The sequence below is a fragment of the Saccharopolyspora cebuensis genome (genome assembly GCF_039542665.1).
Lineage (GTDB): Bacteria > Actinomycetota > Actinomycetes > Mycobacteriales > Pseudonocardiaceae > Saccharopolyspora > Saccharopolyspora cebuensis.
Genome location: NZ_BAABII010000004.1, coordinates 263,758 through 285,350 on the forward strand (window position 1 = coordinate 263,758; position 21,593 = coordinate 285,350).

Here is a 21,593-nt window from a genome sequence, read left to right on the forward strand (position 1 = left end):
CCGGGTGCGCCCAGCGGGCACAGTGGAGGCATGGTCATCCGGATCCCCACCCCCGGCGACGTGCTCGGCTTCGCGCAGTCCACCGCGAGCTGGGCCGTCGACTCCGCCACCGCGCTCGCCGGTGCCCCGGCCCGCGCGCTCGGGCTGCTCGACAGCGCCGAATCGCTGCTGGCCCGCGTGCACGAGGTCGTGGGCCGGGTGGAGGAGCTGCTGGAACGCACCGATGGCCTGGTCGACGAGGCGCGCGGCACCGCCGAGGCCGCCGCCACCACCGTCACCGAAGCGCAGCGCATCTCGGCGGCGGCCGAGGCGCTGGTGCACCGGGCCGCCGGGATCGCCGACGAGGCGGCCCGCTCCGCCTCCACCGCCGACCAGCTCCTCCAGGCCTACGCGCCGATCGCGCAGCGGGGCGCCCCGCTGGCCGACCGGTTCGTCTCGGAGATCTCGGACAAGGAGGTGGACGCGGCGATCCGGCTGGTCGACGAGCTGCCGGTGCTCACCGAGCACGTGCTCACCGACGTGCTGCCGATCCTGCGCACGCTCGACCGGGTCGGCCCGGAGATCCACGAGCTGCTGGAGGTCACCCACGACGTGCGACGGGCCATCGTCGGCATCCCGGGCTTCCAGTTCTTCCGCAAGCGCGGTGAGGAGCGGGTCAGCGAGGAGGAAGTGGCCAAGCCGGAGACCGACCACTACGACCCCAAGCGCTCCGCCGAGAACACCTGAGGAAAGCCGCTCGCCTGCGGGCGCAGGCGAGCGGCGCGCCCGTCTCGGGGCTCGCCCTTCAGACGCCTGCCGCGACGTCCTCGCGGGGTCGCTGCGGAGCCGGGGCGGTGCGGACGTGCGCGGCTCCCGGGTGCCGCCGGTGCGGGACCGGCGCGGCGGGTGCCCGGTCGATCCGGCGGTGCCCGATCCGGCGGTGCTCGGCCCGGTGGTGCTCGACCCGGGGGCCGCCGAGGAAGCGCACCCGGGCGTCGACGACGGTGCGGGCCTCGGTGAGCACGGTCCGGACGAGCGGCCGGGTGGCAGGCGGCCGCCCGACCACCGCGGTGCGCAGGACGGCCAGGGCGACCAGCGGGACGAGCACCACGGCGGCGGCGCTGAGCCAGGAGGTCGCCGTGGTCAGCGGGAACCGTCCCGCCAGCAGGCCGACCGCCACCGCCGGTATCCCGGCGCCCAGGTAGAACGCCAGGTACAGGGCGGAGGTGACCGCGCCGCGCCGGTCGTCGGCGGCGATGGCGGCGCTGGCCCCGCCGTAGGCGAGCCCGTGCCCGAGCCCGGTGGCCACCGCCGCGAGCAGGGTCACCGGCACCGAACCGCCGCCGGTGAACGCCAGCGCGGCCAGGCCGACCGCGAGACCGGCGAGCCCGGCGAGCTGCGCCCGCCGCGCGCCGAGCCGGGGGACGAGCGGCTGGGTGAGCGCGGAGCAGAGCAGCACCGCGGCCAGGACGCCGCCGATGACGGCCAGGTCGTCGACCCCGGCCGCCCGGCCGAGCGCGGCCGGGATGACCGCCAGGAACAGGCCCGCCGCGGTCCAGGCGAGGAATCCGGTACCGGCGGCGGCGGTGAACCGCAGGCGGCTCCCCCGGGGGATGCGCGGCAGCTCCGGCCGCCACCGCCCGGAGCGCGCCCCGGGCACGGCGGCCACCCGGTGCCAGGCGATCGCGAGCAGCGCGGCGTGCAGCGCGTAGGGCAGCACCCGCGGCGCCGGGGCGTGCTGCGCGAGCAGCCCCGCCGCGCTCGGCCCGGCCGCGGTGCCGAGCACGAACGCGGTGCTGGCCAGCACCGAGGCCCGGTTCCGGTCCCGGCGGTCCGCGCACTCGGCGATCAGCGCGGTCGCCGCCCCGGTGCAGGCGCCGAGCGCCAGGCCCTGCGCCGCGCGGCCGACGAGCAACCAGCCCGGGTCCGCGGCGAAGGCGAAGCACGCGGAGCCGACGGCGGCCAGCGCGATGCCGCCGCGCAGCACCGCGCGCTTGCCCAGCGCGTCGGACAGCGAGCCGAACAGCACCAGCACCGGCACGCTGACCAGCGCGAACATCGCGTAGACGAGGGTCATGGTGAGGTCGCTGAAGCCGAACTCGCGCTGGTAGAGCGGGTACAGCGGGCTGGGCAGGTAGGCCCCGGCGGTGAGCACGACGAGCAGGTACAGCGCGGTGCGCGCCTCGCGCGCGCGGCCGGCGGCCCAGCGCACACCCCGAGGCGCACCGTCGTCGGAGATTCCCTTCAGCACCACGCCTCCAGCCTGGCGCGCCGGACCGCTGAGGAAAAGCGAACCTTTCCGAACGCGATCGTGCAAAATGTTCGCATGGTCGATCCGAAGCTGCGGGTGCTCCAGATGGTCGCCCACCACGGCACGGTCACCGCGGCGGCAGCGGCGCTGCACTACACGCCCTCGGCCGTCTCGCACCAGTTGCGCCAGCTCGCGGCGGAGCTCGGCGTCGAGCTGGTGACCCAGTCCGGGCGGGGCATCCGGCTCACCGCCGCCGCGACGACCGTGCTCCGGCACGCGGAGCTGCTCTACGCCCAGGAGGAACGGGCCCGCGCCGAACTGGCCGCCGCGGCCGAGGAGACCGGCGGCTCGTTCACGCTCTGCGGGTTCTCCACCGCCGCCTCGCACCTGCTGCCGCCCGCCGCGGCGGCGCTGCGGGACCACTACCCGCAGCTCGGCGTCCGGGTGATCGAAGCCGAGCCGGCCCGCTGCTTCGACCTGCTGCTGGCCGGGGACGCCGACCTCGCGCTGGTGATCGCCACCGCTCAGACCCCGCCCAGCTCGGACACCCGGTTCGACCAGCGACCGCTGCTCGACGACCCGCTCGACCTCGTGGTGCCCAGCGGGCACCCGCTGGCCGCCCGCGCGACCGCCACGCTCGCCGACGCCGCCGAGGAGCCGTGGATCGTGGGCCGCCCGGGCAGCACCTACCACCACCTGGTGCTCACCGCCTGCACCGCGGCCGGGTTCACCCCGAACATCGCGCACTACGCCGACGAGTGGGAGACCGGAGCCGCCCTGGTCGCCCACGGGTTCGGCATCATCCTGGTGCCCCGGCTGGCCCGGCTGCACGCGAGCCGGCCCGTCGAGCGCATCCCGCTGCGCGGCGAACCCGCGCCGGTGCGCCGCATCCTCACCGCCAGCCGCCTCGGCAGCCGCGAGCACCCGGTGCTCACCACGGCGCTGTCGGCCATCACCGGCGCCGCCACCGCCCTGCACCCGGGGTGAGGCTCACACCGGGCGCCGGGCCGGGAGCCGCGTCGGCCCGTCGCGGAACCGGTAGCCGGAGGAGCGCAGGTGGCGGTACTCGAAGAAGGCCAGCACCAGCGTCGAGACCAGCCCGCAGAGGTTCAGCCCCAGCCACAGCCAGTACGGCAGGCCCTTGGTGTCGCCCCCGTGGATCTCCAGCCCGCTGACCACCAGCACCAGGCCCACCGACGCCACCGGCGCGAGCAGCGGGTGCAGCTCGCTCAACCAGATGCTCGTCCGCGCGGCCCAGTAGAGCGTGCACGTCACGAACACGCTGGTCCATAGGGCCCAGAGGATCGCCACCGCGACGCCCCCGAGGAACACCACCAGCCGCAGCAGCGAATCCGCGTCGGTCCAGCCCTCGACCAGGGTGAAGAAGCCGACGAAGACGGCGAACCACACGATCGGCGACCAGATGGAGGCGAACCCGATCAGCGCGCGGCGCAGCAGCCGCGGTAGCCGGGCGAGGAGCCGGCGGCGGTGCGCGGAGCGGGTCACCAGGAGCAGGACGAGGAACACCGCGGGCAAGCCGATCAGGGCGTACTGCCCGGTCTGCTCCGTCTTGTCCCGGACGTTGCCCAGCACTTCGCGAACGGTCTGGTGCTCGTGGCTGGCGAACACGACCACGGCCAGCCCGACCGCCGCGCGCCAGAACGCGAGCCGGTCCAGCAGCCGACCTCGGGGATCGCGGCCCACCGCGGGCTTGTGCAGGAACTTGGCCGCCTGCCACGGCAGGAACATCACGGCCAGCACCCGCAGCGTCGTCCTCGGCGTGGTCAGACCACCGCCACCGCGCCGCCGGAACCGCTCCGGCTGCTGCACGACCACCGTCCGCACCCCCCATGCCGAAGGAGCAGTGCCGAAGCCGCGAGCGTAGCGCCGCCTTCGCCCGCACGAGGCGGAAATCGGGGAACTCCGACGCCGCCGCCCGCGCCGGGAAAGCGGATGCGTCCGGGGTCACCGCGCCGCCCGAGCCGCTGTGCTGCACCGATTCCGCCCGCGCCCCGCGGCCGCGGGTGATGAGGCTTGGAACCCGTCTCGCGGGCCGCTAATCTCTTTACCAAGCGTGATCATCCGTGTTCGCGACGTGAGGGGAATTGTGGCGCAGCAGGGGGAGGACCACGAGCGGCTTCTCGCCGAGCAGCGGGCGCGCTTGGCCCGGATCCGGGCGGAGGGCGCCGCGGCGACGGCGCCGGAGCCGGCGGACCGGGAAGCGCCGGACCTGGAAGCGGTGGGGACTTCCGGGGACGGCGCGGTGCGCGTCGTGCTGCGGGAGCGGCGGATCACCTCGGTCGTCCTCGGCGCGGGCGTGACCGGGCAGTCGCGCGGCGAAGCCGCCGAGCTGCTGCGGGAGGCGATCAACCGCGCCCTGACCCGGTCGCTGGCGCAGTCCCCGAAGGCCGGTGACCCGGGGCCGGACCTCGCCGCGCTCGGCGACCAGATGGCGGATTTCGCGCGCGAGAGCGGTCAGGCCATGCGCCGGATCCAGGGCGCGGTGGAGCAGTCGATGGCGAAGCTGGACGGGAAGGTCCAGCTCTCGGGCGACGCTTCCCCGCAGCACCTCGATTCCCTCTTCGACGAGGCGATGGCGGTCGTGCGGTCCATGCGGACCGCGCTCGACGACGGCTCCGCGACGCCGGTCACCGGCGCGGGGCGGGACGAGTCGGACGAGGTCATGGCCACCGTGTCCCAGGGCGAGCTGACCCGGTTGACCCTGAGCGGCTTCGCGCTGCGGATGTCGCCCGGCGAACTGGGCCAGGCGGTGCAGCAGGCGGTGAACGACGCGCTGGCGGAGTGGGAGCAGCGCAGCGCGGCGGTGGAGCGCGGACCGCTCGACCTGGAGGCGCTGGGGCGGTTGGCGGAGCGGGCCGACGCCGTCCGCGAGCGGAGCATGCAGCACTTGCGCACCTACACGGACAGCATGACCTCGATCATGCGCGATGCCGACTAGAGCGGGGAGGCACCACGGTGGCAGCGGGATTCAACGTCCATCCCGAGGACATGGGCAAGGCGGCCGACGAGCTGGCGGACACCGGGCAGAACCTGTCCGGCGAGATCACGGCGTTCCAAGCCGAGACCGCAGCCCTCGGTGACGCCTTCGGCGACGACGACCTCGGGTCGGCGCTCGCCGGGATCTACCAGGTCGCCTCCGAGGCGGCTTTCGAGTCCTTCCACGACAACGCCGGGCGCCTCAAGGAGATCGGCGAGAACCTGCGGTCCATGGCCGACGAGTACGCCGAGATCGACACCGCGAACCAGGACTCCTTCCAGCAGTTGGTGGGAGGGATGGCATGACGACCGGGCTCATGCTGCCGCCCGAGCTGTCCGCCGTGCTCAACACCCTCGGCTTCAGCTGGCCGCTCAGCGATGAGGGCAAGCTCTTCGACCTCGCCGGTCAGTGGTCGTCGTTCGGCGAGCGCCTCGAACCCGCCGCGGCCGGGGCGGACGACCAGGCCCAGCAGGTGCTGAGCAACAACTCCGGTGCGGCGGTGGAGCAGTTCGGGACGTTCTGGTCCGACGGCGAGGCGCCGAAGCAGAACCTCGACGACGGCGCCGCCGCCTGCGCGCTGATGAGCACCGGGCTCAACACGTGCGCCGGTGTGGTCCTGGCGCTGAAGACCACCGTGATCGCGCAGTTGGCGATGCTCGCGGTCCAGATCGCCCAGGCGATCGCCACCGCGGTGCCGACCTTCGGGGCCTCGCTGCTTCAGATCCCGGTCTTCCGGCAGATCACCGACCTGCTGCTGGACCAGGCGCTCGACCTGGCGATCAGCTCGGTGCTCGATGGGTAGCAGCAAGGGCAGCGGCGCGGGGAGCGCGGCGGGCAAGGCCGCGGCCGGTCTCCTGCAAGGGGTCGTGAAGAAGTCCCGCAAGAGCAAGCCGGTGCCCGGTGCCGTCAAGCCGCTCGACGTCCGGACCTACATCGAGAACAAGAAGCTCGAAAAGGTCGGCGACAAATTGGAGCACGACCACATCCCGTCCTCGGCCGCGCTCATCAGGGCCGCGGAAAAGAAGCGCGGCGGGCCGCTGACCAAGGCCGAGAAGCGGAAGATCCACAACGAGGGGAACACGATCGAGGTTCCCAGCTCCGTCCACGCCAAGAGCGACACGTACCGGGGCAAGAACACGCAGGCCCAGATCGACGCCGACGCGGCCGATCTCAGCGCGGCGGCGAAGAGGGACTATGCTACGACCCGCAGGAACCTCATCGCCGATGGTCACTCGCCCCAGGCTGTCGACAGGGCCCTCGACGAGTTGCGCGCCGAGAACAAGAAGAGGGGTATATGAGTACGGTCACCGGCGAAATGGCCGTGATGCTGGACCTGATGGGACTCCGCAAGGGCGATGACCGCATCCTCGAAGCGGTCGTCCTGGTCGGCCCCAAAATGGAGGTCGAGGAATTCGACTTCGGCGGTGAGAAGTCGACGCACTACACCTTCAACGATTCCGGCACGGAGCTGATGTTCGAAGAGGACGTCCTGATCGGCGCCGTGGTGCGGACGCAGCCCAACGACGAGGAGGAGCCCTACGGGGTGTACCCGCGACCGGCGGCGCTGGTGGAGGGGCTGTCCCCCACCGCCACCCGCGCCGAGGTCACGGCCTTCCTGGGCAGCCCGGAGCGGGTCGGGCCGGATTTCGACCGGTACGCGGTCAACAACCGCTACCTGCGTTTCGAGTTCGACGCGCACGACCGGACCCTCAGGCTCACCGCCATGCTCAACCCGGTCTGAGGACACCGCGATCGGCAGGTCGGGCACCGGGTGCCCGACCTGCCGTGCGGCCCGCGCCTCAGCCGACGGCGGGCTGCGGCCGGGCGGCGGGCTCGGCGGTCGGCCCGCTCCCCCGGCGCTGGGTGGCCAGCAGGACCGCGACGACGATCACCTGGAAGCCCATGATCATCGCCTGCGCCACCGGGGCGTGCACGCCCAGCAGGACCATCGTCGTGTTGGTAGCGAAGTGCACCGCGATCGCGGCGAGGACCCCGGCGCGCTCGTAGGCGCAGCACACCAGCATGGTCATCGGGATGGAGCTGACGGCGAAGAGCACGCCGCTCGGGCTCAGCAGACCGAGCTGGTGCTGGACGGTCCCGTCCAGGAAGAACAGCGGCAGGTGCCACACGGCCCAGATGACGCCCAGCACCAGGCCGATCCGGAAGCGGCCCATCGACGCGCGCAGCCGCGGGTAGGCGGTCCCGCGCCAACCCGGCTCCTCGGCCAGCGGACCGGCCACGACCATGTTGACCAGGAACACCGCGAGCCCGCCCGAGCCCTGCACCGCGGCCAGCGCGCCCTCCGCGCTCACGCCGGGGCCGCCCGCGACGTGCGCCAGCAGGACGGCCCCCAGCACGGTGGCCGAGGCGAGCACCAGCAGCAGCGGCGCCCCGACCAGGTGCGCCGGCCGGAACCGGACCGCGTGCTCGGGGACGGGTGCACCGCGCCGGGCGCGGCGGATCCGGAGCACCAGCGCGCCGACCATCGGGCCGAAGGCGCCGAGCAGGTGGGGCACGAGCGCGGCGGGGTTGGCCGCCGGGCCGCCGAGCGCGATCGCCACGGCCCAGGCCGCCCAGCTCGCGGTGAAGGTGGCGGCCATGAACAGGATCAGGTCGCCGCGGTGCGGGTTCGCGGGTGCGGACATGTCAGGACTCCTGGTGGTGTGGGTCGGGGGGTTCACGCGGCGTCGAGCCGGTGGGCGAGCCAGGTGGTGACGAGCGAGAGCAGGTCGGCGTCGACCGGCTCGCGCAGCAGCCGGGGGTAGGAGCGCAGGGTGTGCCGCCCGGTGTCGCGGCGCAGCAGGTGGGTGAGGTCCGGGACGCGGTGGACCTCGGCCCCGCCCGGCACCAGCCGCCGCATCACGTCCAGGTCGGCCGGGTCGACCTGGAGGTCCTTGGCGCCGGTGACGGCCAGCACGGGCGCCGTGGCGGCGGCGAGGTCGTCGCGGGAGTCGTGCACCAGGTTCTCGCGGAGCCAGCGGGAGCCGAGCGGGAATCCGCCGCGCTTGATCCGGGCGAGCACCCGCGGACCCGCGGCGCGCAGCGGGCGGCGCAGGAGCCGGACGGGGGCGGGCATGGTCCCGAGCAGCGAGCGGACCTGCCAGCGCATCGCCTCCTCGCCCGGGCGGGCGTAGCCGGCCAGCAGCACCGCCGCCCGCACGTCGTCGCGGGCGGCGAGGGCCGTGGCGTGCAGGGCGCCTTCGCTGTGGCCGACGACGGCGACGGCACCGGAGCGGATCTCGGGGCGGGCGGACAGGGCGCGCACCGCGGCGGCGGCGTCCTCGCGGTGGTCGGTGAAGCCGGTGGCCCGGGGGTCGCCGGGGGTGGCACCGACGCCGCGCCGGTCGTAGCGCAGCGTGGCGATGCCGCGCGCCGCGAGGGCGGCGGCCAGTTGCGGACCGAGGTCCACCCGGAGCTTCCGGGTGTTGCCGTCGCGGTCCAGCGGCCCGGAGCCGTGCAGCAGCAGGACAGCGGGGTGCGGTCCGGTCCCGGCGGGCAGGGTCAGGGTCCCGGCCAGCGGGGTCCCGTCGGCCGCGGTGACCGTCATGTCGACGTCGGACAAGGCTGCGCTCCACCTCTCATTGTTCTCAACGTTGAGAACGTTATCAGATGTGAGACCATGAGGGCATGGCAACCGCGGATCTCCTCCTCCACCCCGTCCGGCTGCGGATCCTGCAGACCCTGCTCGGCTCGGGCGAGCTCACCACCGCCCAACTGCGCGACCGGCTGCCCGACGTCGCCCCGGCCACCATGTACCGGCACGTCGCCGCCCTCACCCAGGCCGGGATCCTCGACGTGGTGCGGGAAACGCCCGTGCGCGGCACCGTCGAGCGCAGCTACCGGGTGCGCCAGGACCAGGCCCTCGTCGACGACGACGCGCGCACCACCATGACCAAGGACGACCACCGGCAGGCCTTCACCGTCTTCACCGGGGCCCTGATGGCCGACTTCGACCGCTACCTCTCCCGGGACGACGCCGAACCCGCCCGCGAAGGCGTCCTCTACCGGCAGGGCGCGGTGTGGGTCACCGAGGAGGAGTTCGCCGAACTCGTCGACGAGCTCGAAGCCGCCGTCGAACGCCGCACCACGCCCGGCGACGGCCGCACCCGGCACGTCATCAGCCTGGTCCTCGTCCCGGACAAGGCCACCGAGGGCTGAGGCCGCGCGCCGCCCGCCCGCCGGATGCCCCGCCGAACGGGCTCGCGCTGCGGCAGACTCGGCGCATGGACGGGAGCAGGTGTGCCGTGCTGGCACTGCACTGGCAGGTCAACGTGATCGAACCCGAGGGCTTCTTCGGCGGCATGCTCGCCGAGCCGGTCGCCCGCAGCGGCGTGGTGGAGCGCGCGGCGCGGTTCCACGCCGCCGCGGCCGAAGCGGGCGCCGAGCTGGTGTTCACCCGGTTCACCGTGCCCGCGGGCGGCGGCGAGCTGGTGCGCAACACCGGGTTCATGCGGGCGGTCGACGACGCGCGCGAGTCGTTCCGGCCGGACTCGCCGGGATCAGCCCTGATCGCCGCGATGGCGGACCAGCCGGACCTGGTGGTGGACAACCAGAAGCTCTCCGGGCTCGCGGGCGGCGACCTCGCCGACCGGTTGCGCGCCCGGGACATCGGGACGCTGCTGATCACCGGGGTCGCGACGAACCTGACCGTGGAGCAGACCGCCCGCCACGCCACCGATCTCGGGTTCCACGTCCACGTCGTCCGCGACTGCGTGGCCGCCGCCGACGAGACCGCGCACGAGGCGTCGCTGGCCGCCCTGGAGCTGACCACGGCCGGGTGCCGCACCGCCGACGACGCCGTGCGGCTGCTCGCCGCGGGCGGCGGCCCGCTCATCCGGTGAGCACCTCGGCGCGGTCGTGGTCCCGGTGCGGGTGCTCGCCCCGCAGCGCCCGGACGCAGCACAGCCCGGCCACCGCGCACGCGGCACCCAGCAGCGCGATCGAGGCGTGGGTGGGCAGGACGACGGCCATCGGACCGGCCAGCAGCGGTCCCGCCGATTGGCCCGCGAGCAGGAAGCTGTTGGCAGCGCCCACACAACCGCTGCGACGTTCCTCCGGGGCGTGCTTGCCGACGTGGAAGAACAGCGACTGGGCCAGCGCGGCGAAGCTCGCCCCCTGCACGATCCGCAGCACGACCAGGCCGGCCGCGCCGAGCGGGAGCGCCTGGGCGGCGATGCTCACCCCGCAGGCCGTCGCCGCGATGGCCAGGGCGCGCACCGGGCGTTGGGCCCGGTCGTTGTGCCGTCCCCACCAGAACGAGGCGATCAGCGTCGCCCCCCACGTCACCGATTGGAAGACCCCCACCCAGAGCCCGGCCTGGCCGGACGGGAACCCTCGCTGCACGTGTTCGGCGAAGACCGGGATCAGCCCGTAGACGCCGAGGTAGGCGGCGACCGCGGCCACCGCCAGCGGTGCCGCCCCGGGGACCTGCCAGAAGCCGGTCCGCCAGAACCCGGGCCGCCGGGAGCGGTCCTGCGGTGCGGGGCGGGTTCCGGGCCGGGCGGCGCGCGGATCGCGCAGCCCGAGCGCGCAGGCCCCGGCGAGCAGGGTGGCGATGGCGGCGATGGCCAGCATCAGCCCGTCGAGCTGACCGGCGCCGACGAGGGCGCCGCCGAGCACCGGCCCGGTGAGGGAACCGGCGGCGGTGGCGCTGAAGGACTTGCCCAGCGCCGAGCCGCGCTTGTCACCCGGGCCGACCGCGCTGGCGAAGGCTTGGGCGGCCTCGACGACCCCGCCGAGGGTGCCTTGCAGCAGCCGCCCCACGACCAGCGCGACCGGGTTGCTCGCGACGGCCATCACCACCATCGACGCGGCGAGCCCGACCAGTGCGCGCACGACCATCCAGTGCCGTCCGACGCGGTCGCCGAGGCGGCCCCACAGCGGGGTCGCCACGGTCAACGCCAGCGCGGGCGCCGCGATCGCCACGCCGGCCCACGTCTGGACCTCGGCCGTGCCGCGCACGCCCATGCCCTGCACGTAGAACGGCATGATCGGCACGAGCACCATCAGGCCCGCGGTGTTGGTGAACTGGCTCGCCCACAGCAGCACGAGGTTGCGCCGCTGGACGCGGTCGGCCGTGCTCACGGGGCCTCCGCCAGGTCGTCGCGGGTGGCCTCGTCCTTCAGCTCCTCGACCCAGGCGTCGTCGTAGACCGTGTCGAGGTAGCGCTCCCCGCGGTCGGGCAGCAGCGCGACCACCCGCGCCGGACCGGACAGGCGTCGCACCAGCCCGTCGAGCGCGGAGATCACCGCACCGGAGGAGCCGCCGGCCAGGACGCCTTCGGTCTCGACCAGCCGCCGGCAGCCCGCGGCCGAGTCCAGGTCGGCGACGTGGACGACCTCGTCGATGTCGTCCGGGTTGGCGATCTCCGGCACGCGGCTGGCGCCGAACCCGGGGATGCGGCGCTTGCGCGGCGGGGCCCCGAAGATCACCGAGCCGACCGCGTCGACGGCCACCACCCGCAGCCCGGGGTTCGACTCGCGCAGCCGCCGCGCGGTGCCCTGCAACGATCCCGTGGTGGACACCGGGCCGACCAGGTAGTCGATCGGCCCGGACACCTGCCGCAGGATCTCGGGGCCGACCGTGTCGTAGTAGGCCTTCCAGTTGCGCTCGTTGGCGTACTGGTTGATCCACACCACGTGCGGGTCGGCCTCGGCGTGGCCGCGCGCGCGGTGCACCCGGGTGTGCAGGTAGCCACCGGCCTCGTCGGGTTCGGTGACCATGTCCACGTCGGCGCCGAACAGGTCCAGCAGCCGCAGGTTCGTCGCGGAGGTGTTCGGGTCCACCACCGCCGTGAACGACAGCCCGTGCATCCGGGCGGCCACGGCCAGCGCCACGCCGAGGTTGCCGGAGGTGCTCTCCACCAGCCGCATCCCCGGCCGCAGCGTGCCCTCGCGGACGCCCTGCTCGACGATGTAGCGCGCGGGGCGGTCCTTCATGCTCCCGCACGGGTTGAGCATCTCCAGCTTGGCCAGCACCTCGACCCCGGGGCGGGGGAAGCACCGCCGCAACCGGACCAGCGGGGTCGAACCAACGGCGTCCAGAACGGATTCGTACGTCACGACAACCTCCCGGTCGGCCACCACGACACGCGCGCGGGGCCGAACGCATTCACGTCAACGGAACCGACCGCGATTTCGACGCGGGCGGTGAACGAATTTCCGACCGGCTGCGCGCAATGGCGGCAGCAGCGAAGTCGGCGATATCTGAGAAAGGAAGTGATGTCTCTCAGGAATTGTTCAGCGAGAGTTCACATCATCCTGCGGAATGCGATCAGGTCCGCGACACGCCGAGGGCGAGCAGCAGGCGGAAACCTGAGAGGAAGGTGAGCGGTCGGGTCGACCACCACCGGGCCCGCGCCCGGGCATCGGGCCGCACGGCGGCGACCGCGACGAACAGCGCCGCGAGAAGTCCCGCGAGCAGCCCCTGGACCGGCTTCACCACGTCCGCCACGTGCCCGTTCGTCGCGTGGCACACCGGCGCCGGATGGTCCTCGCCGCCATCCGGGTGATCCGCGTCCGATGCCGCAGCGGCGTCCGCGGCGGAGGCGTGGCCCGCGGACGCGGACACGCCCGACCGCGCGGATTCCTCCGCCCACGAGTGGTGCGGCGAAAGGAGGCACACCAAGAAGGCCGAAAGAGCGAACACCATGACGAACGCGGTACCTCCGCGCCCGGGGATGAATGCTCGCAGCATGGTTCCCCACCCTAACCAGAACCGGTCCGACTCCGGCGACCGGCATGGGTCTTATCACCCCGGGAACTCAATCGAACCCCGCCTTGTCGGCCGAACACGGTGAATGCCCGGAATCCGGGTCGCGATGCGCCGGACCGGAGGGCTAGCCCTCCTCGCCCTTCTTGTCCTCTTCGCCCTTCTTGTCCTTCTCGCCGCGGCCCTTCTCCTCGCCACGGCCCTCCTCCTCGCCGCGGCCCTTCTTCTCCTCCGCCTTCTCGTCCTCGTCGGGCGCGGGCCGCTCGATGATCAAGGGAGGCGGGGGCGGTGCCGTCGTCTCGCTGCGGACGACGGTGTCGGACTCGATCAGCGGGGTGCTGGTGTTCGGGGTCATGCCGAGCCGGTGGAACTCGCGGACCGTGCTGCCGTCGGCCATGCGCAGCTCGACCCCGACGTGGACGTCGTGGCCGGTGGCCCGCGGCGGTTCGATGACCCCGACCGCGTGCACCGCGTTCCACCGGTCCTCGTAGGCGCCGTGCCCCCGGGCCCGCAGCGCGGGGCCCAGCCTCGTCCACGCATCGCCGGGACGTTCGGGCAACAGCGCGTAGTAGTCGGCCACGACCCGCTCCAGGTCCGCGGGTGCCGCGACCGGCGCGGGCCGAGGCGGGGGGTCGTCGCGCTGCGGGACCAGCACGAGCGCGAGGACGACCGCGACGAGCACCGCGCCCAGGACGGACAACGGCGTGCGGTGCCGCCGGACCGCAGCGCCGGCCGACGCCGCGGTGACCTCCCGGGCACCGGCCGGGTGCTCCGCGACCCGCGTGCCGCTGTGCCGGGCGAAGGGCCTCGGCGCGGTGGCCGCTTCGCCGAACACCGGGAGCGGCTGGGTGCGGGCCTCCGGCGAGCTGTGCTCGGTCGCCACCGGCGACCCGTCCGCCACGGCGCGGAGGAATTCGCCCGCCTGCTGCGGCGTCGGCCGGGCCGCGGGGTCGTCGTGCATCATCCCCGCCAGCAGCGGGAGGAGGGCGCCGGCCCGCTGGGGCGGCGGGACCTGCCCCGCGGCGGCTTGGTGCAGCACGGCCAGCGAGTTCTCGGTCTCGTCGCCGAAGGGAGGGCGCCCTTCGAGGGCGGCGTAGAGCGTGGCGCCGAGCGAGAACACGTCCGAAGCCGGTGTCGGCCGCTGCCCGCGGGCGATCTCCGGCGCGAGGAAGGCGGGCGTGCCGTTGAGCATCCCGGTCTGCGTCACCGACACGTCACCCGCGGCCAAGGAGATCCCGAAGTCGGTGAGCTTGACCGTGCCGTCGTCGCCGAGCAGCACGTTGCCGGGTTTGACGTCCCGGTGGATGATCCCCGCCCCGTGCGCCGCGGCCAGCGCGGACGCCGCTTGCGCACCGATGGTCGCCACCGTCCCGACCGCCATCGCGCCCGACTCGGCGAGCACGTCGGCGAGGCTGCGCGACGGCAGGTACTCCATGACCAGGACGGGTAGGCCGTCGTGCTCCACCACGTCGTGCACCGCGACGACGTTCGGATGGTGCAGCCGCCCCGCGATGCGGCCCTCCCGCAGCGCGCGCTGCTGGGCTTCCTCGGAGCGCGCCGGATCGAAGCCGGTCCGCACGATCAGCTGCTTGACGGCCACGGGCCGCCGCAACCGCTCGTCGGTGGCGAGCCACACGACGCCCATGGCCCCGCTGCCGAGCCGACGTTCGAGCCGGTACCGGTCGGCGAGCAGGTTGACCACCTGGCTCACGATCGTCCCTCCTCCCCGGGCCGACCTCGGCTGCCCGCGCAGGGCACGAGGCCACCGCGGCCCGAGCACCAGCATCCCGACCGGGCCGGGCGCCCCGGGAGCGGGGGTCGCACCCCCGGGGCGCGCTGCTCAGCGCCGCAGGGCCTTGATGACCAGCTGACCGATGACCAGGTACACCAGCGCGGCCAGCCCGTAGTTGAGCACCAGGCCGAGCAGTGCGTCGTCCGGGGTGAACACGTCGCCGAGGCCGAGCACGAAGACCTTCGCCGCCCCGTAGACGAACGTCACGAAGCCGTTGCCCTGGTTCGCGTCGAAGACCACGAACAGGACGTGCAGCACGAAGATGGCGACGATCGCGCCGATCACCACGCGCACGACGCCCGCGACCGACTCCGAGTCCGCCCGCTCGCGATGGCGCTCGCCGTCGTGATCGCGGTGGGGCGGCTGTTCTTGCCGTGGGTAGTGGGGCTGATCGCGCGGCGCGCGGCCCTGGGGGTGGTAGCTCATCGCGGGCAGTTTCAAATGCCGCGTTCGAATGCGCAATACCTCTCGGTCAGCACTTCGTGAGAGCACCCCCACAACCATTTTATGTGAAATTCATTCACGCCCTACTCCTGGTAACCGCGAACGACCCGCCGCACCCCTGTCCGCGATGTGCGAAATCGCCGAATCGGACCGTGCCCGCCGCCGACCGGATCGCCACCGCGGTGGCCACCTTCCGCGGACGCCGTCTTCGCAGGTGGATCGGGTCGGATGCGGTCGCCGTCCGCCGTCCGGAATGAAGCCCCGGCGCGCGCGTTCGGACAATTCCGCGGTCGGCCCGACCCCTTCTCCCGCCCATTGGTGAATGCCATTAACCGAATCCGAATTCGACCACCGACCGCAACCGTCCCCGCGGCAGCACCGGCCATTCGGCACCGCCGGATCAGTCGTCGAGCTGTGGTGCCGGTCGCGCCCGCGCCGCTCGGGTTCGTGCCACGTGGATCAGCTTGAGCACGATGGCGACTCCGATGATCCCGTAGAGGGCGAGGGCGACGGGGCTGTCGAAGAGGATCCCGATGTCGCCCTGGCTGATGGCCAGCGCGCGGCGGAGTTCGCTCTCGGCCAGCGGCCCGAGGATCGCGCCGATGAGCACCGGGGCGATGGGGAAGCCGTGGCGGCGCAGCACGAAGCCGAGCGCGCCGATGACGTAGAGCAGCACGACGTCGGTGAGCGAGGACTTCGCGGCGTAGACGCCGAGGGTGGCGAACACGACGATGCCCGCGTAGAGGTAGTTGCTCGGGATGCGCAGCAGCTTGGCCCAGACCGGGGCGAACGGCAGGTTCAGCACCAGCAGCATCACGCTGCCGACGAACAGGCTGGCCAGCAACGCCCACACCAGGTCCGCTTCCTCGGTGAACAGCAGCGGCCCGGGTTGGATGCCGTACTGCTGGAAGGCACCGAGCATGATCGCCGCCGTGGCGGAGGTGGGCAGGCCGAGCCCGAGCAGCGGGACCAGCGAGGTCGCGACCGTCGCGTTGTTGGCGGCTTCCGGACCGGCGACCCCTTCGATCGCGCCGGTGCCGAATTCGCTGCGCCCGCGGCGGGCGGCGAGGTGCTTCTCCGCGCCGTAGGACAGGAACGTGGGGATCTCCGAGCCGCCGGCGGGGATCGCGCCGAACGGCAGCCCGAGGATCGTGCCGCGGATCCAGGGGCGCCAGGACCGGCTCAGGTCGTCGCGGCTCATCCAGGGGCGTCCGGAGGCGATGGTCCCGGTGGCCGGTCGGCTGCCCGCCGTGGAGGCCACGTGCAGCACTTCGCCGATGGCGAGCAGGCCGACGGTGATGACGACGATGCTGACCCCGTCGAGGAGTTGGGACGAGCCGAGCGTGAGCCGCACCGCGCCGCTCTGCTCGTCGATGCCGACCATGGCCAGCGCCAACCCGATCCCCAGCGAGACCAGTCCGCGCAGCGCATCGCCCGACACCACCGCGGAGGTGGCGAGGAAGGCGAACACGGCGAGCGCGAAGTATTCGGCCGGGCCGAAGTTCACCGCCAGGTCCACCATCGCCGGGGCGAAGAACGACACCAGGGTGACGGCGGCGATGCTCGACAGGAACGAGCCGAGCACCGAGGTGGCCAGGGCTTGCGGCGCCCGGCCGCGCTTGGCCATCTGGTAGCCCTCGAACGAGGTGACCAGCGACGAGCTCTGCCCCGGGGTGTTGAGCAGGATCGCGGTGGTGGAACCGCCGAACTGCCCGCCGAAGTAGACGCCCGCGAACATGATGAACGCGCCGGTGGGGTCGAGCGTGAAGGTGACGGGCACGAGCAGCGCGACCGCCATCGCGGAGCCGAGGCCCGGCAGCACCCCCACGGCGGTGCCGAGCACCACTCCGATCAGGCACCACAGCAGGTTCATCGGGGTCAGCGCGTCGGCGAATCCGCCGAGCAGCAGCGAGAAGGTCTCCACGTCACACCACTCCCAGCAGGATTCCGGCGGGCAGGTTCAGGCCGAGCCCGGCGGAGAAGCCGAGTTGGACCGCGGCCGCGACGACGAAGGAGATGCCCAGGTCGCGCAGCACGCGTCGGCTGCCCAGCGCGTAGGAGACGCCCCAGAACAGCAGCGCTCCGGCGATGATCCAGCCGAGCACGTCGAGCAGCAGCAGGTGCAGCAGCAGCGTCGCGCCGACCACGCCGAGCGGTTTCCAGTCGACGCGGTCCCGCGGCGGCTCGGCGGCCGTGCGGCCCCGCCAGAACGTCCGGATGGCGGACAGGACCCCCAGCCCGGCCAGGAACGCCCCGACCGCGGTGGGGAAGAAGCGGGGACCCAGGAACCCCGCGGTGTCGGGCACGTCCATGGTCGCGGCGCCGTGCAGCAGGAAGGCGCCGATGCCGGTCACCAGGGCGGCGACCAGGAGGTCGGCGGTGCGTCGTGGCGGCGCAGCGCTGCTCGTCTCGTCCCTCGCGGCGGTCATGACAGCCCCAGTTCTTCGCTGATCCGCTCGATGCGGTCGGTCTCGTTGCGGACGAAGCGCTCGAACTCGTCCCCGGTCTGGAACGTGTCCTGCCAGGAGTTCGTCGTCAGCGTTCGCCGCCATTCCGGCGTGCCGTGGACGTCGGCGACGAGCGATTCGAGTTCCTGCCGCTGCCCGCGGTCGATTCCCGGCGGTGCGAACAGGCCGCGCCAGTTCGCCAGTTCGACGTCCACCCCCTGCTCCCGGAACGACGGCACCGGGATCGCCTCGACCGGCCGGGCAGCGGAGATCCCGAGCGCCCGCAGCTGTCCGGACTCGAACTGCCCGGCGAGTTCGGTGTAACCGGACACGACCACGTCGAGGCTGCCGTTGAGCGCGCCCGCCACCGCCTCACCACCACCGGCGTAGGCGATGTAGTTGAGGTCCCGGGGGTCGGCCCCCGCGGACTTGCTGAGCATCCCGGCGAGCAGGTGGTCGGTGCCCCCGATCGAGCCGCCGCCGACGACCACGCCCGCCGCGTTCGCGCGCCAGGCGGCGAGCAGGTCGTCGATCCGGGCGAACGGCGATCCGGCGGGCACGGCGACCACGGCGTAGTCGTCGGCCAGCCGGGCGATCGGGGTGGCGTCGCGCAACGTGTGCGGCGAACCGGTCACTTCGATGCCGCCCATCATCACGGTCCCGGTCATCATGAGCGTGTCCCCGCGACCGGCCTGGTTGACCAGCCGGGCCAACCCGATCGTGCCCGCGGCCCCCGGCACGTTGAGGATCTCGATGGTGCCCGCCAGCGCGTGTTGCTGGGCGACCGCCTGCACCTCGCGCGCGACCGAGTCCCAGCCACCGCCGGGTGCCGCGGGCACCAGCAGGTGCAACCGGTCCCGAGGTCCGGCGCCACCTCCGGCCCCGCTCCGGGCGTCGGCGAATCCGGCGCCGACCACCGCGGTGCCCAGGACGAGGGCCGCCGCGTTGGTGAGCAGCCGCCGACGCGAGGTGCCGCCGGGATCCGGCGAAGCGCCCGAGGGCGGTGGGGCGGGTGGTTGCATTGCGTGCTCCTTGGCGTGCGTCGTCGAGCGCCTGACCCACGGCGGGTCCGCAGAGTGGTCCGTTTGAACCGCCTGATGGTTCCGGCTACTGTAGGGCTCACCCGGACGGGTGGCAACAGTCACGAGGGGAGAAGCCCGCCATGAACGCCAAGGACGACGGCCCGGCCGAGGAGGCCGGGGTGCGCAGCGTCCTGCGCGCGCTCGACCTGCTCGCGCTGTTCACCGAGGGAAGTTCGCGGTGGAACGTGCGGGAGCTGGCCGAGGCCAGCGGTCTCGCGAAGACCACCACGTTGCGGCTGGTCAGCACGTTGGAACGGCGTGGCCTGCTGTGGGCGGCGGGAGCCGGGGAGTACTCGGCCGGCCCCGGGTTGCTGCGCTGGTCGCGGCTGGCCCGCTCCGCCTGGCAGCTCTCCGAGCCCGCCCGCCAGATCATCCGGGACCTCGCCCAGCACTGCGGGGAGACGGTGAACGTCTACGTCCGCAGCGACATCCACCGGGTGTGCGTCGCCCAGGAGGAGGGGCCGCAAGCCCTGCGCCACGTCGTGCGCGTCGGCGACGAACTGCCGCTGTGGTCGGGCGCGGCAGGCAAGGTGCTGCTCGCCGATGCCGACGACGCGCTGCTCGAACGGATCAGCGCCACCGCCGAGGTCGCGGTCGCGGACCTGCGCGCCCAGGTCGCGCACGCCGCCGAGCAGGGCTACGCGGTCACCCACGGGGAACGGGAACTGGGCGCCTCCGGGCTGTCGGCTCCGGTGCTCGACTCGGCGAACCGGGTGGTCGCCGCGCTGGGCCTGGGCGGACCGACCCCGCGCTTCACGGACGAGAAGGTGGTCGAGTTCGCTGCGGCGGTCCGGCGCGCCGCCGACGAGGTCTCCCGCATCGGACTCGTTCCGGGCAGCTCCCAGTAGATCGGAGGGATAGCAGTGCCACTCGACGAATCGGCTCCGCCGGAGGTCCTGGCGGGCGTGCGGGTGCTGGACCTGACGAACGTGCTCGCCGGCCCGTTCGCGAGCTACCAGCTCGGCCTGCTCGGCGCGGACGTGATCAAGGTCGAGCTGCCCGGCAGCGGTGACCTCGCCCGCCAGCTCGGCGCGGACGCCGAGCTCAACGGGCGGCTGCTCGGCACCTCGTTCCTCGCGCAGAACGGCGGCAAGCGCTCGATCACCCTCGACCTCAAGTCGCCGTCGGGCAAGGAAGTGCTGGAGCGGATGATCGCCGGCGCCGACGTGCTGCTGGAGAACTTCCGCCCGGGGGTGCTGGCCCGGCTCGGGTTCTCCCAGGAGCGGCTGCACGAGCTCAACCCGCGGTTGGTCTACTGCGCCATCTCCGGGTTCGGGCAGACCGGCCCGATGCGGGACCGGCCCGCCTACGACCAGATCATCCAGGGCCTGTCCGGCATGATGAGCGTGACCGGAACGCCCGGCACCACGCCGCTGCGGGCGGGTTTCCCCATCGGCGACACCCTCGGCGGGATGGCCGCGGCCTTCGCCGTCTCGGCGGCCCTGGTCCGGGTCGAGCGGACCGGGCGGGGCGCCTGCCTCGACCTGTCGATGCTGGAAACGGCGATCACCGCGCTCGGGTGGGTGGCGTCCAACCACCTGATCGCCGACCGCCAACCGACGCCGATGGGCAACGAGAACGCGACGGCCGCGCCCTCCGGCACCTTCCGCACCGCCGACGGCCACCTCAACATCGCCGCCAACAAGCAGGAGCAGTTCGAGGAGCTCTGCCGCCGGGTCGGCCGCGCCGAGCTCATCGACGACGATCGGTTCGCCGAACGGGAGTCCCGCAAGCAGCACCGCGAGCAACTGCGCGCGGAACTGGAGGAAGGACTCGTCCGGCATCCGGCGCTGCACTGGGAAGAGGTGCTCTCCGCCGCCGGAGTACCCGCCGCCCGCGTGCTCGAACTGCCGGACGTGCTCGCGCTGGACCAGCTCGCGGAGCGCGAGTTCGTGCACGACCTGCCGTTCCCCGGTGCCGCGGCGGACACCGTTCAGGTGGTGGGCAACGGCGTCCGCATCGACGACAACCCGTCCGCGCCCGCGGGGCCGCCGCCGTTGCTGGGCGAGCACACCGACGAGTTGCTGCGGGAACTCGGCTACGACACCGCCGCCATCGCGGCGCTGCGCGAGGAGGGAGCGGTATGAGCTCGGAGACGACCGCCTGGTGGTCCACGGACCTGGTGCGCGTGGAACCCGGGAAGATCGAGCTTTCCGGCTACCCGGTCGAGCAGCTCATCGGGGACGCCTCGTTCGTCGACACCATCTGGCTGATGCTGCGGGGAGAACTCCCCGACCGCAGCAGCTCGCGGCTGCTGGAAGCCGCGCTGACCGCCGGGGTCGACCACGGGCCGCAGGCCCCCTCGATCGCAGCGGCCAGGATGGCCGCGACCTGCGGGGTGGGGCTCAACAACGCCGTGGCCACCGGGGCCAACCTGCTCGGCGACGTGCACGGCGGAGCCGGTCAGCAGTGCATGGAGTTGCTGGCCGAGGTGGTGCGGCGCACCCGCGACGGCGAGGACCTCGATCCGGTCGTCGCCGACGTGGTGCGCAGGCACCGCTACGTGCCCGGGTTCGGGCACCGCTTCCACCCGCGCGATCCGCGTCGCGACCCGCTGCTGTCGCTCGTCGAATCCGCGGTGTCCGAAGGCGTCGTCGACGGGCACCACCTGCGCGCGGCCCAGGCCGTCGAGCGGGCGTTGGCGCGGGGCCGCAGCAAACCCGTGCCGATGAACATCGACGGGGCCACCGCGGTGATCTACTCCGAACTGGGGTTCGCGCCCGAACTGGGCCGGGGGCTGTTCGTGCTGTCCCGCTCGGTGGGCGTCCTCGCCCACGCCTGGGAGGAAAGCCGCAGCGGAACCCGCATCAAGGGCCCGATCCCCCGCTCCCTGCTCGCCGACTACACCGGTCCGGAACCCCGCGACGTCCCCCACCGCGACTGACCCGGC

24 protein-coding genes are annotated in these 21,593 nt (G+C 73.3%); 12 read left to right on the forward strand and 12 right to left on the reverse strand.

Going from position 1 to position 21,593, the window contains the following annotated elements; genetic code table 11:
* Positions 1–30: 30 nt before the first annotated feature.
* Positions 31–726 (forward strand): hypothetical protein, encoded by a 696-nt coding sequence (locus tag ABD976_RS07875; protein ID WP_345359561.1) that lies wholly within the window; start codon positions 31–33, stop codon positions 724–726.
* 58 nt (positions 727–784) lie between these two features.
* On the opposite strand, the gene ABD976_RS07880 is transcribed toward ABD976_RS07875, so the two are convergent.
* Positions 785–2,233, reverse strand: a complete 1,449-nt coding sequence (locus tag ABD976_RS07880) for an MFS transporter (protein WP_345359564.1) — start codon at positions 2,231–2,233, stop codon at positions 785–787.
* Positions 2,234–2,305: 72 nt separating this feature from the next.
* Between ABD976_RS07880 and ABD976_RS07885 the strand changes: the two genes are divergently transcribed.
* Positions 2,306–3,217: a LysR family transcriptional regulator gene (locus ABD976_RS07885; RefSeq protein WP_345359567.1), complete on the forward strand. Its 912-nt coding sequence runs from the start codon at positions 2,306–2,308 to the stop codon at positions 3,215–3,217.
* Positions 3,218–3,220: 3 nt separating this feature from the next.
* On the opposite strand, the gene ABD976_RS07890 is transcribed toward ABD976_RS07885, so the two are convergent.
* On the reverse strand, positions 3,221–4,066 hold the full coding sequence (locus tag ABD976_RS07890; protein WP_345359570.1) for a hypothetical protein: 846 nt from the start codon (positions 4,064–4,066) through the stop codon (positions 3,221–3,223).
* Positions 4,067–4,337: 271 nt separating this feature from the next.
* On the opposite strand from ABD976_RS07890, the gene ABD976_RS07895 reads away from it, so the two are divergent.
* From ABD976_RS07895 to ABD976_RS07915, 5 genes are read left to right on the forward strand one after another with little or no spacing between them, the layout of a single operon-like run.
* Entirely contained in the window at positions 4,338–5,189 is an 852-nt protein-coding gene (locus ABD976_RS07895) for a hypothetical protein (RefSeq protein ID WP_345359573.1), read from the forward strand.
* Between the two features lie 17 nt (positions 5,190–5,206).
* Positions 5,207–5,533, forward strand: coding sequence for a WXG100 family type VII secretion target (locus tag ABD976_RS07900; protein ID WP_345359576.1), 327 nt, complete (start codon positions 5,207–5,209; stop codon positions 5,531–5,533).
* Entirely contained in the window at positions 5,530–6,030 is a 501-nt protein-coding gene (locus ABD976_RS07905; RefSeq protein ID WP_345359579.1) for a WXG100-like domain-containing protein, read from the forward strand. The genes ABD976_RS07900 and ABD976_RS07905 overlap by 4 nt, the downstream gene beginning before the upstream one ends.
* Positions 6,023–6,526, forward strand: a complete 504-nt coding sequence (locus ABD976_RS07910) for a hypothetical protein (protein ID WP_345359582.1) — start codon at positions 6,023–6,025, stop codon at positions 6,524–6,526. Before ABD976_RS07905 ends, ABD976_RS07910 begins: the two co-directional genes overlap by 8 nt.
* A complete protein-coding gene (locus ABD976_RS07915) occupies positions 6,523–6,969 on the forward strand; it encodes a hypothetical protein (RefSeq protein ID WP_345359585.1) in 447 nt (148 codons plus the stop codon). Before ABD976_RS07910 ends, ABD976_RS07915 begins: the two co-directional genes overlap by 4 nt.
* 58 nt (positions 6,970–7,027) lie before the next feature.
* Here the strand turns inward: ABD976_RS07915 and ABD976_RS07920 are convergent, their stop codons facing one another.
* Both ABD976_RS07920 and ABD976_RS07925 read right to left on the reverse strand, forming a co-directional pair.
* Positions 7,028–7,873, reverse strand: a complete 846-nt coding sequence (locus tag ABD976_RS07920; RefSeq protein WP_345359588.1) for a CPBP family intramembrane glutamic endopeptidase — start codon at positions 7,871–7,873, stop codon at positions 7,028–7,030.
* A gap of 32 nt (positions 7,874–7,905) precedes the next feature.
* Positions 7,906–8,790 carry an alpha/beta hydrolase gene (locus tag ABD976_RS07925; RefSeq protein ID WP_345359591.1) on the reverse strand — a complete coding sequence of 295 codons (885 nt, stop codon included), beginning with the start codon at positions 8,788–8,790 and terminating at the stop codon, positions 7,906–7,908.
* A gap of 65 nt (positions 8,791–8,855) precedes the next feature.
* Between ABD976_RS07925 and ABD976_RS07930 the strand changes: the two genes are divergently transcribed.
* Together ABD976_RS07930 and ABD976_RS07935 are read left to right on the forward strand one after the other, a co-directional pair.
* The gene (locus tag ABD976_RS07930) at positions 8,856–9,386 is read left to right on the forward strand and encodes a helix-turn-helix domain-containing protein (RefSeq protein WP_345359594.1); all 531 of its coding nucleotides are present in this window, start codon (positions 8,856–8,858) and stop codon (positions 9,384–9,386) included.
* A 65-nt stretch (positions 9,387–9,451) separates the two neighbouring features.
* Positions 9,452–10,069 (forward strand): cysteine hydrolase family protein, encoded by a 618-nt coding sequence (locus tag ABD976_RS07935; RefSeq protein ID WP_345359597.1) that lies wholly within the window; start codon positions 9,452–9,454, stop codon positions 10,067–10,069.
* On the opposite strand, the gene ABD976_RS07940 is transcribed toward ABD976_RS07935, so the two are convergent.
* The 8 genes from ABD976_RS07940 to ABD976_RS07975 all read right to left on the reverse strand — a co-directional run bounded on the left by ABD976_RS07940 (position 10,059) and on the right by ABD976_RS07975 (position 18,643).
* Positions 10,059–11,312: an MFS transporter gene (locus ABD976_RS07940; RefSeq protein WP_345359600.1), complete on the reverse strand. Its 1,254-nt coding sequence runs from the start codon at positions 11,310–11,312 to the stop codon at positions 10,059–10,061. The genes ABD976_RS07935 and ABD976_RS07940 overlap by 11 nt on opposite strands.
* Positions 11,309–12,289: a 2,3-diaminopropionate biosynthesis protein SbnA gene (gene sbnA / locus ABD976_RS07945; RefSeq protein ID WP_345359603.1), complete on the reverse strand. Its 981-nt coding sequence runs from the start codon at positions 12,287–12,289 to the stop codon at positions 11,309–11,311. Before sbnA ends, ABD976_RS07940 begins: the two co-directional genes overlap by 4 nt.
* Positions 12,290–12,500: 211 nt before the next feature.
* Positions 12,501–12,704, reverse strand: a complete 204-nt coding sequence (locus ABD976_RS07950; protein ID WP_345359606.1) for a hypothetical protein — start codon at positions 12,702–12,704, stop codon at positions 12,501–12,503.
* Positions 12,705–13,065: 361 nt separating this feature from the next.
* Positions 13,066–14,649 carry a serine/threonine-protein kinase gene (locus tag ABD976_RS07955; RefSeq protein ID WP_345359611.1) on the reverse strand — a complete coding sequence of 528 codons (1,584 nt, stop codon included), beginning with the start codon at positions 14,647–14,649 and terminating at the stop codon, positions 13,066–13,068.
* Positions 14,650–14,778: 129 nt separating this feature from the next.
* Positions 14,779–15,156, reverse strand: a complete 378-nt coding sequence (locus ABD976_RS07960; protein ID WP_345359614.1) for a hypothetical protein — start codon at positions 15,154–15,156, stop codon at positions 14,779–14,781.
* 418 nt (positions 15,157–15,574) lie between these two features.
* The gene (locus ABD976_RS07965; RefSeq protein WP_345359617.1) at positions 15,575–17,098 is read right to left on the reverse strand and encodes a tripartite tricarboxylate transporter permease; all 1,524 of its coding nucleotides are present in this window, start codon (positions 17,096–17,098) and stop codon (positions 15,575–15,577) included.
* Position 17,099: 1 nt separating this feature from the next.
* Positions 17,100–17,603 (reverse strand): tripartite tricarboxylate transporter TctB family protein, encoded by a 504-nt coding sequence (locus ABD976_RS07970; RefSeq protein ID WP_345359620.1) that lies wholly within the window; start codon positions 17,601–17,603, stop codon positions 17,100–17,102.
* Positions 17,600–18,643, reverse strand: a complete 1,044-nt coding sequence (locus ABD976_RS07975) for a Bug family tripartite tricarboxylate transporter substrate binding protein (protein ID WP_345359622.1) — start codon at positions 18,641–18,643, stop codon at positions 17,600–17,602. The genes ABD976_RS07970 and ABD976_RS07975 overlap by 4 nt, the downstream gene beginning before the upstream one ends.
* A gap of 140 nt (positions 18,644–18,783) precedes the next feature.
* Between ABD976_RS07975 and ABD976_RS07980 the strand changes: the two genes are divergently transcribed.
* The 3 genes from ABD976_RS07980 to ABD976_RS07990 are packed head-to-tail and all read left to right on the forward strand — an operon-like array spanning position 18,784 to position 21,587.
* Positions 18,784–19,551 carry an IclR family transcriptional regulator gene (locus ABD976_RS07980; RefSeq protein WP_345359625.1) on the forward strand — a complete coding sequence of 256 codons (768 nt, stop codon included), beginning with the start codon at positions 18,784–18,786 and terminating at the stop codon, positions 19,549–19,551.
* 15 nt (positions 19,552–19,566) lie between these two features.
* A complete protein-coding gene (locus tag ABD976_RS07985; protein ID WP_345359627.1) occupies positions 19,567–20,790 on the forward strand; it encodes a CaiB/BaiF CoA transferase family protein in 1,224 nt (407 codons plus the stop codon).
* Positions 20,787–21,587, forward strand: coding sequence for a citryl-CoA lyase (locus ABD976_RS07990; RefSeq protein ID WP_345359630.1), 801 nt, complete (start codon positions 20,787–20,789; stop codon positions 21,585–21,587). The genes ABD976_RS07985 and ABD976_RS07990 overlap by 4 nt, the downstream gene beginning before the upstream one ends.
* Positions 21,588–21,593 lie beyond the last annotated feature (6 nt).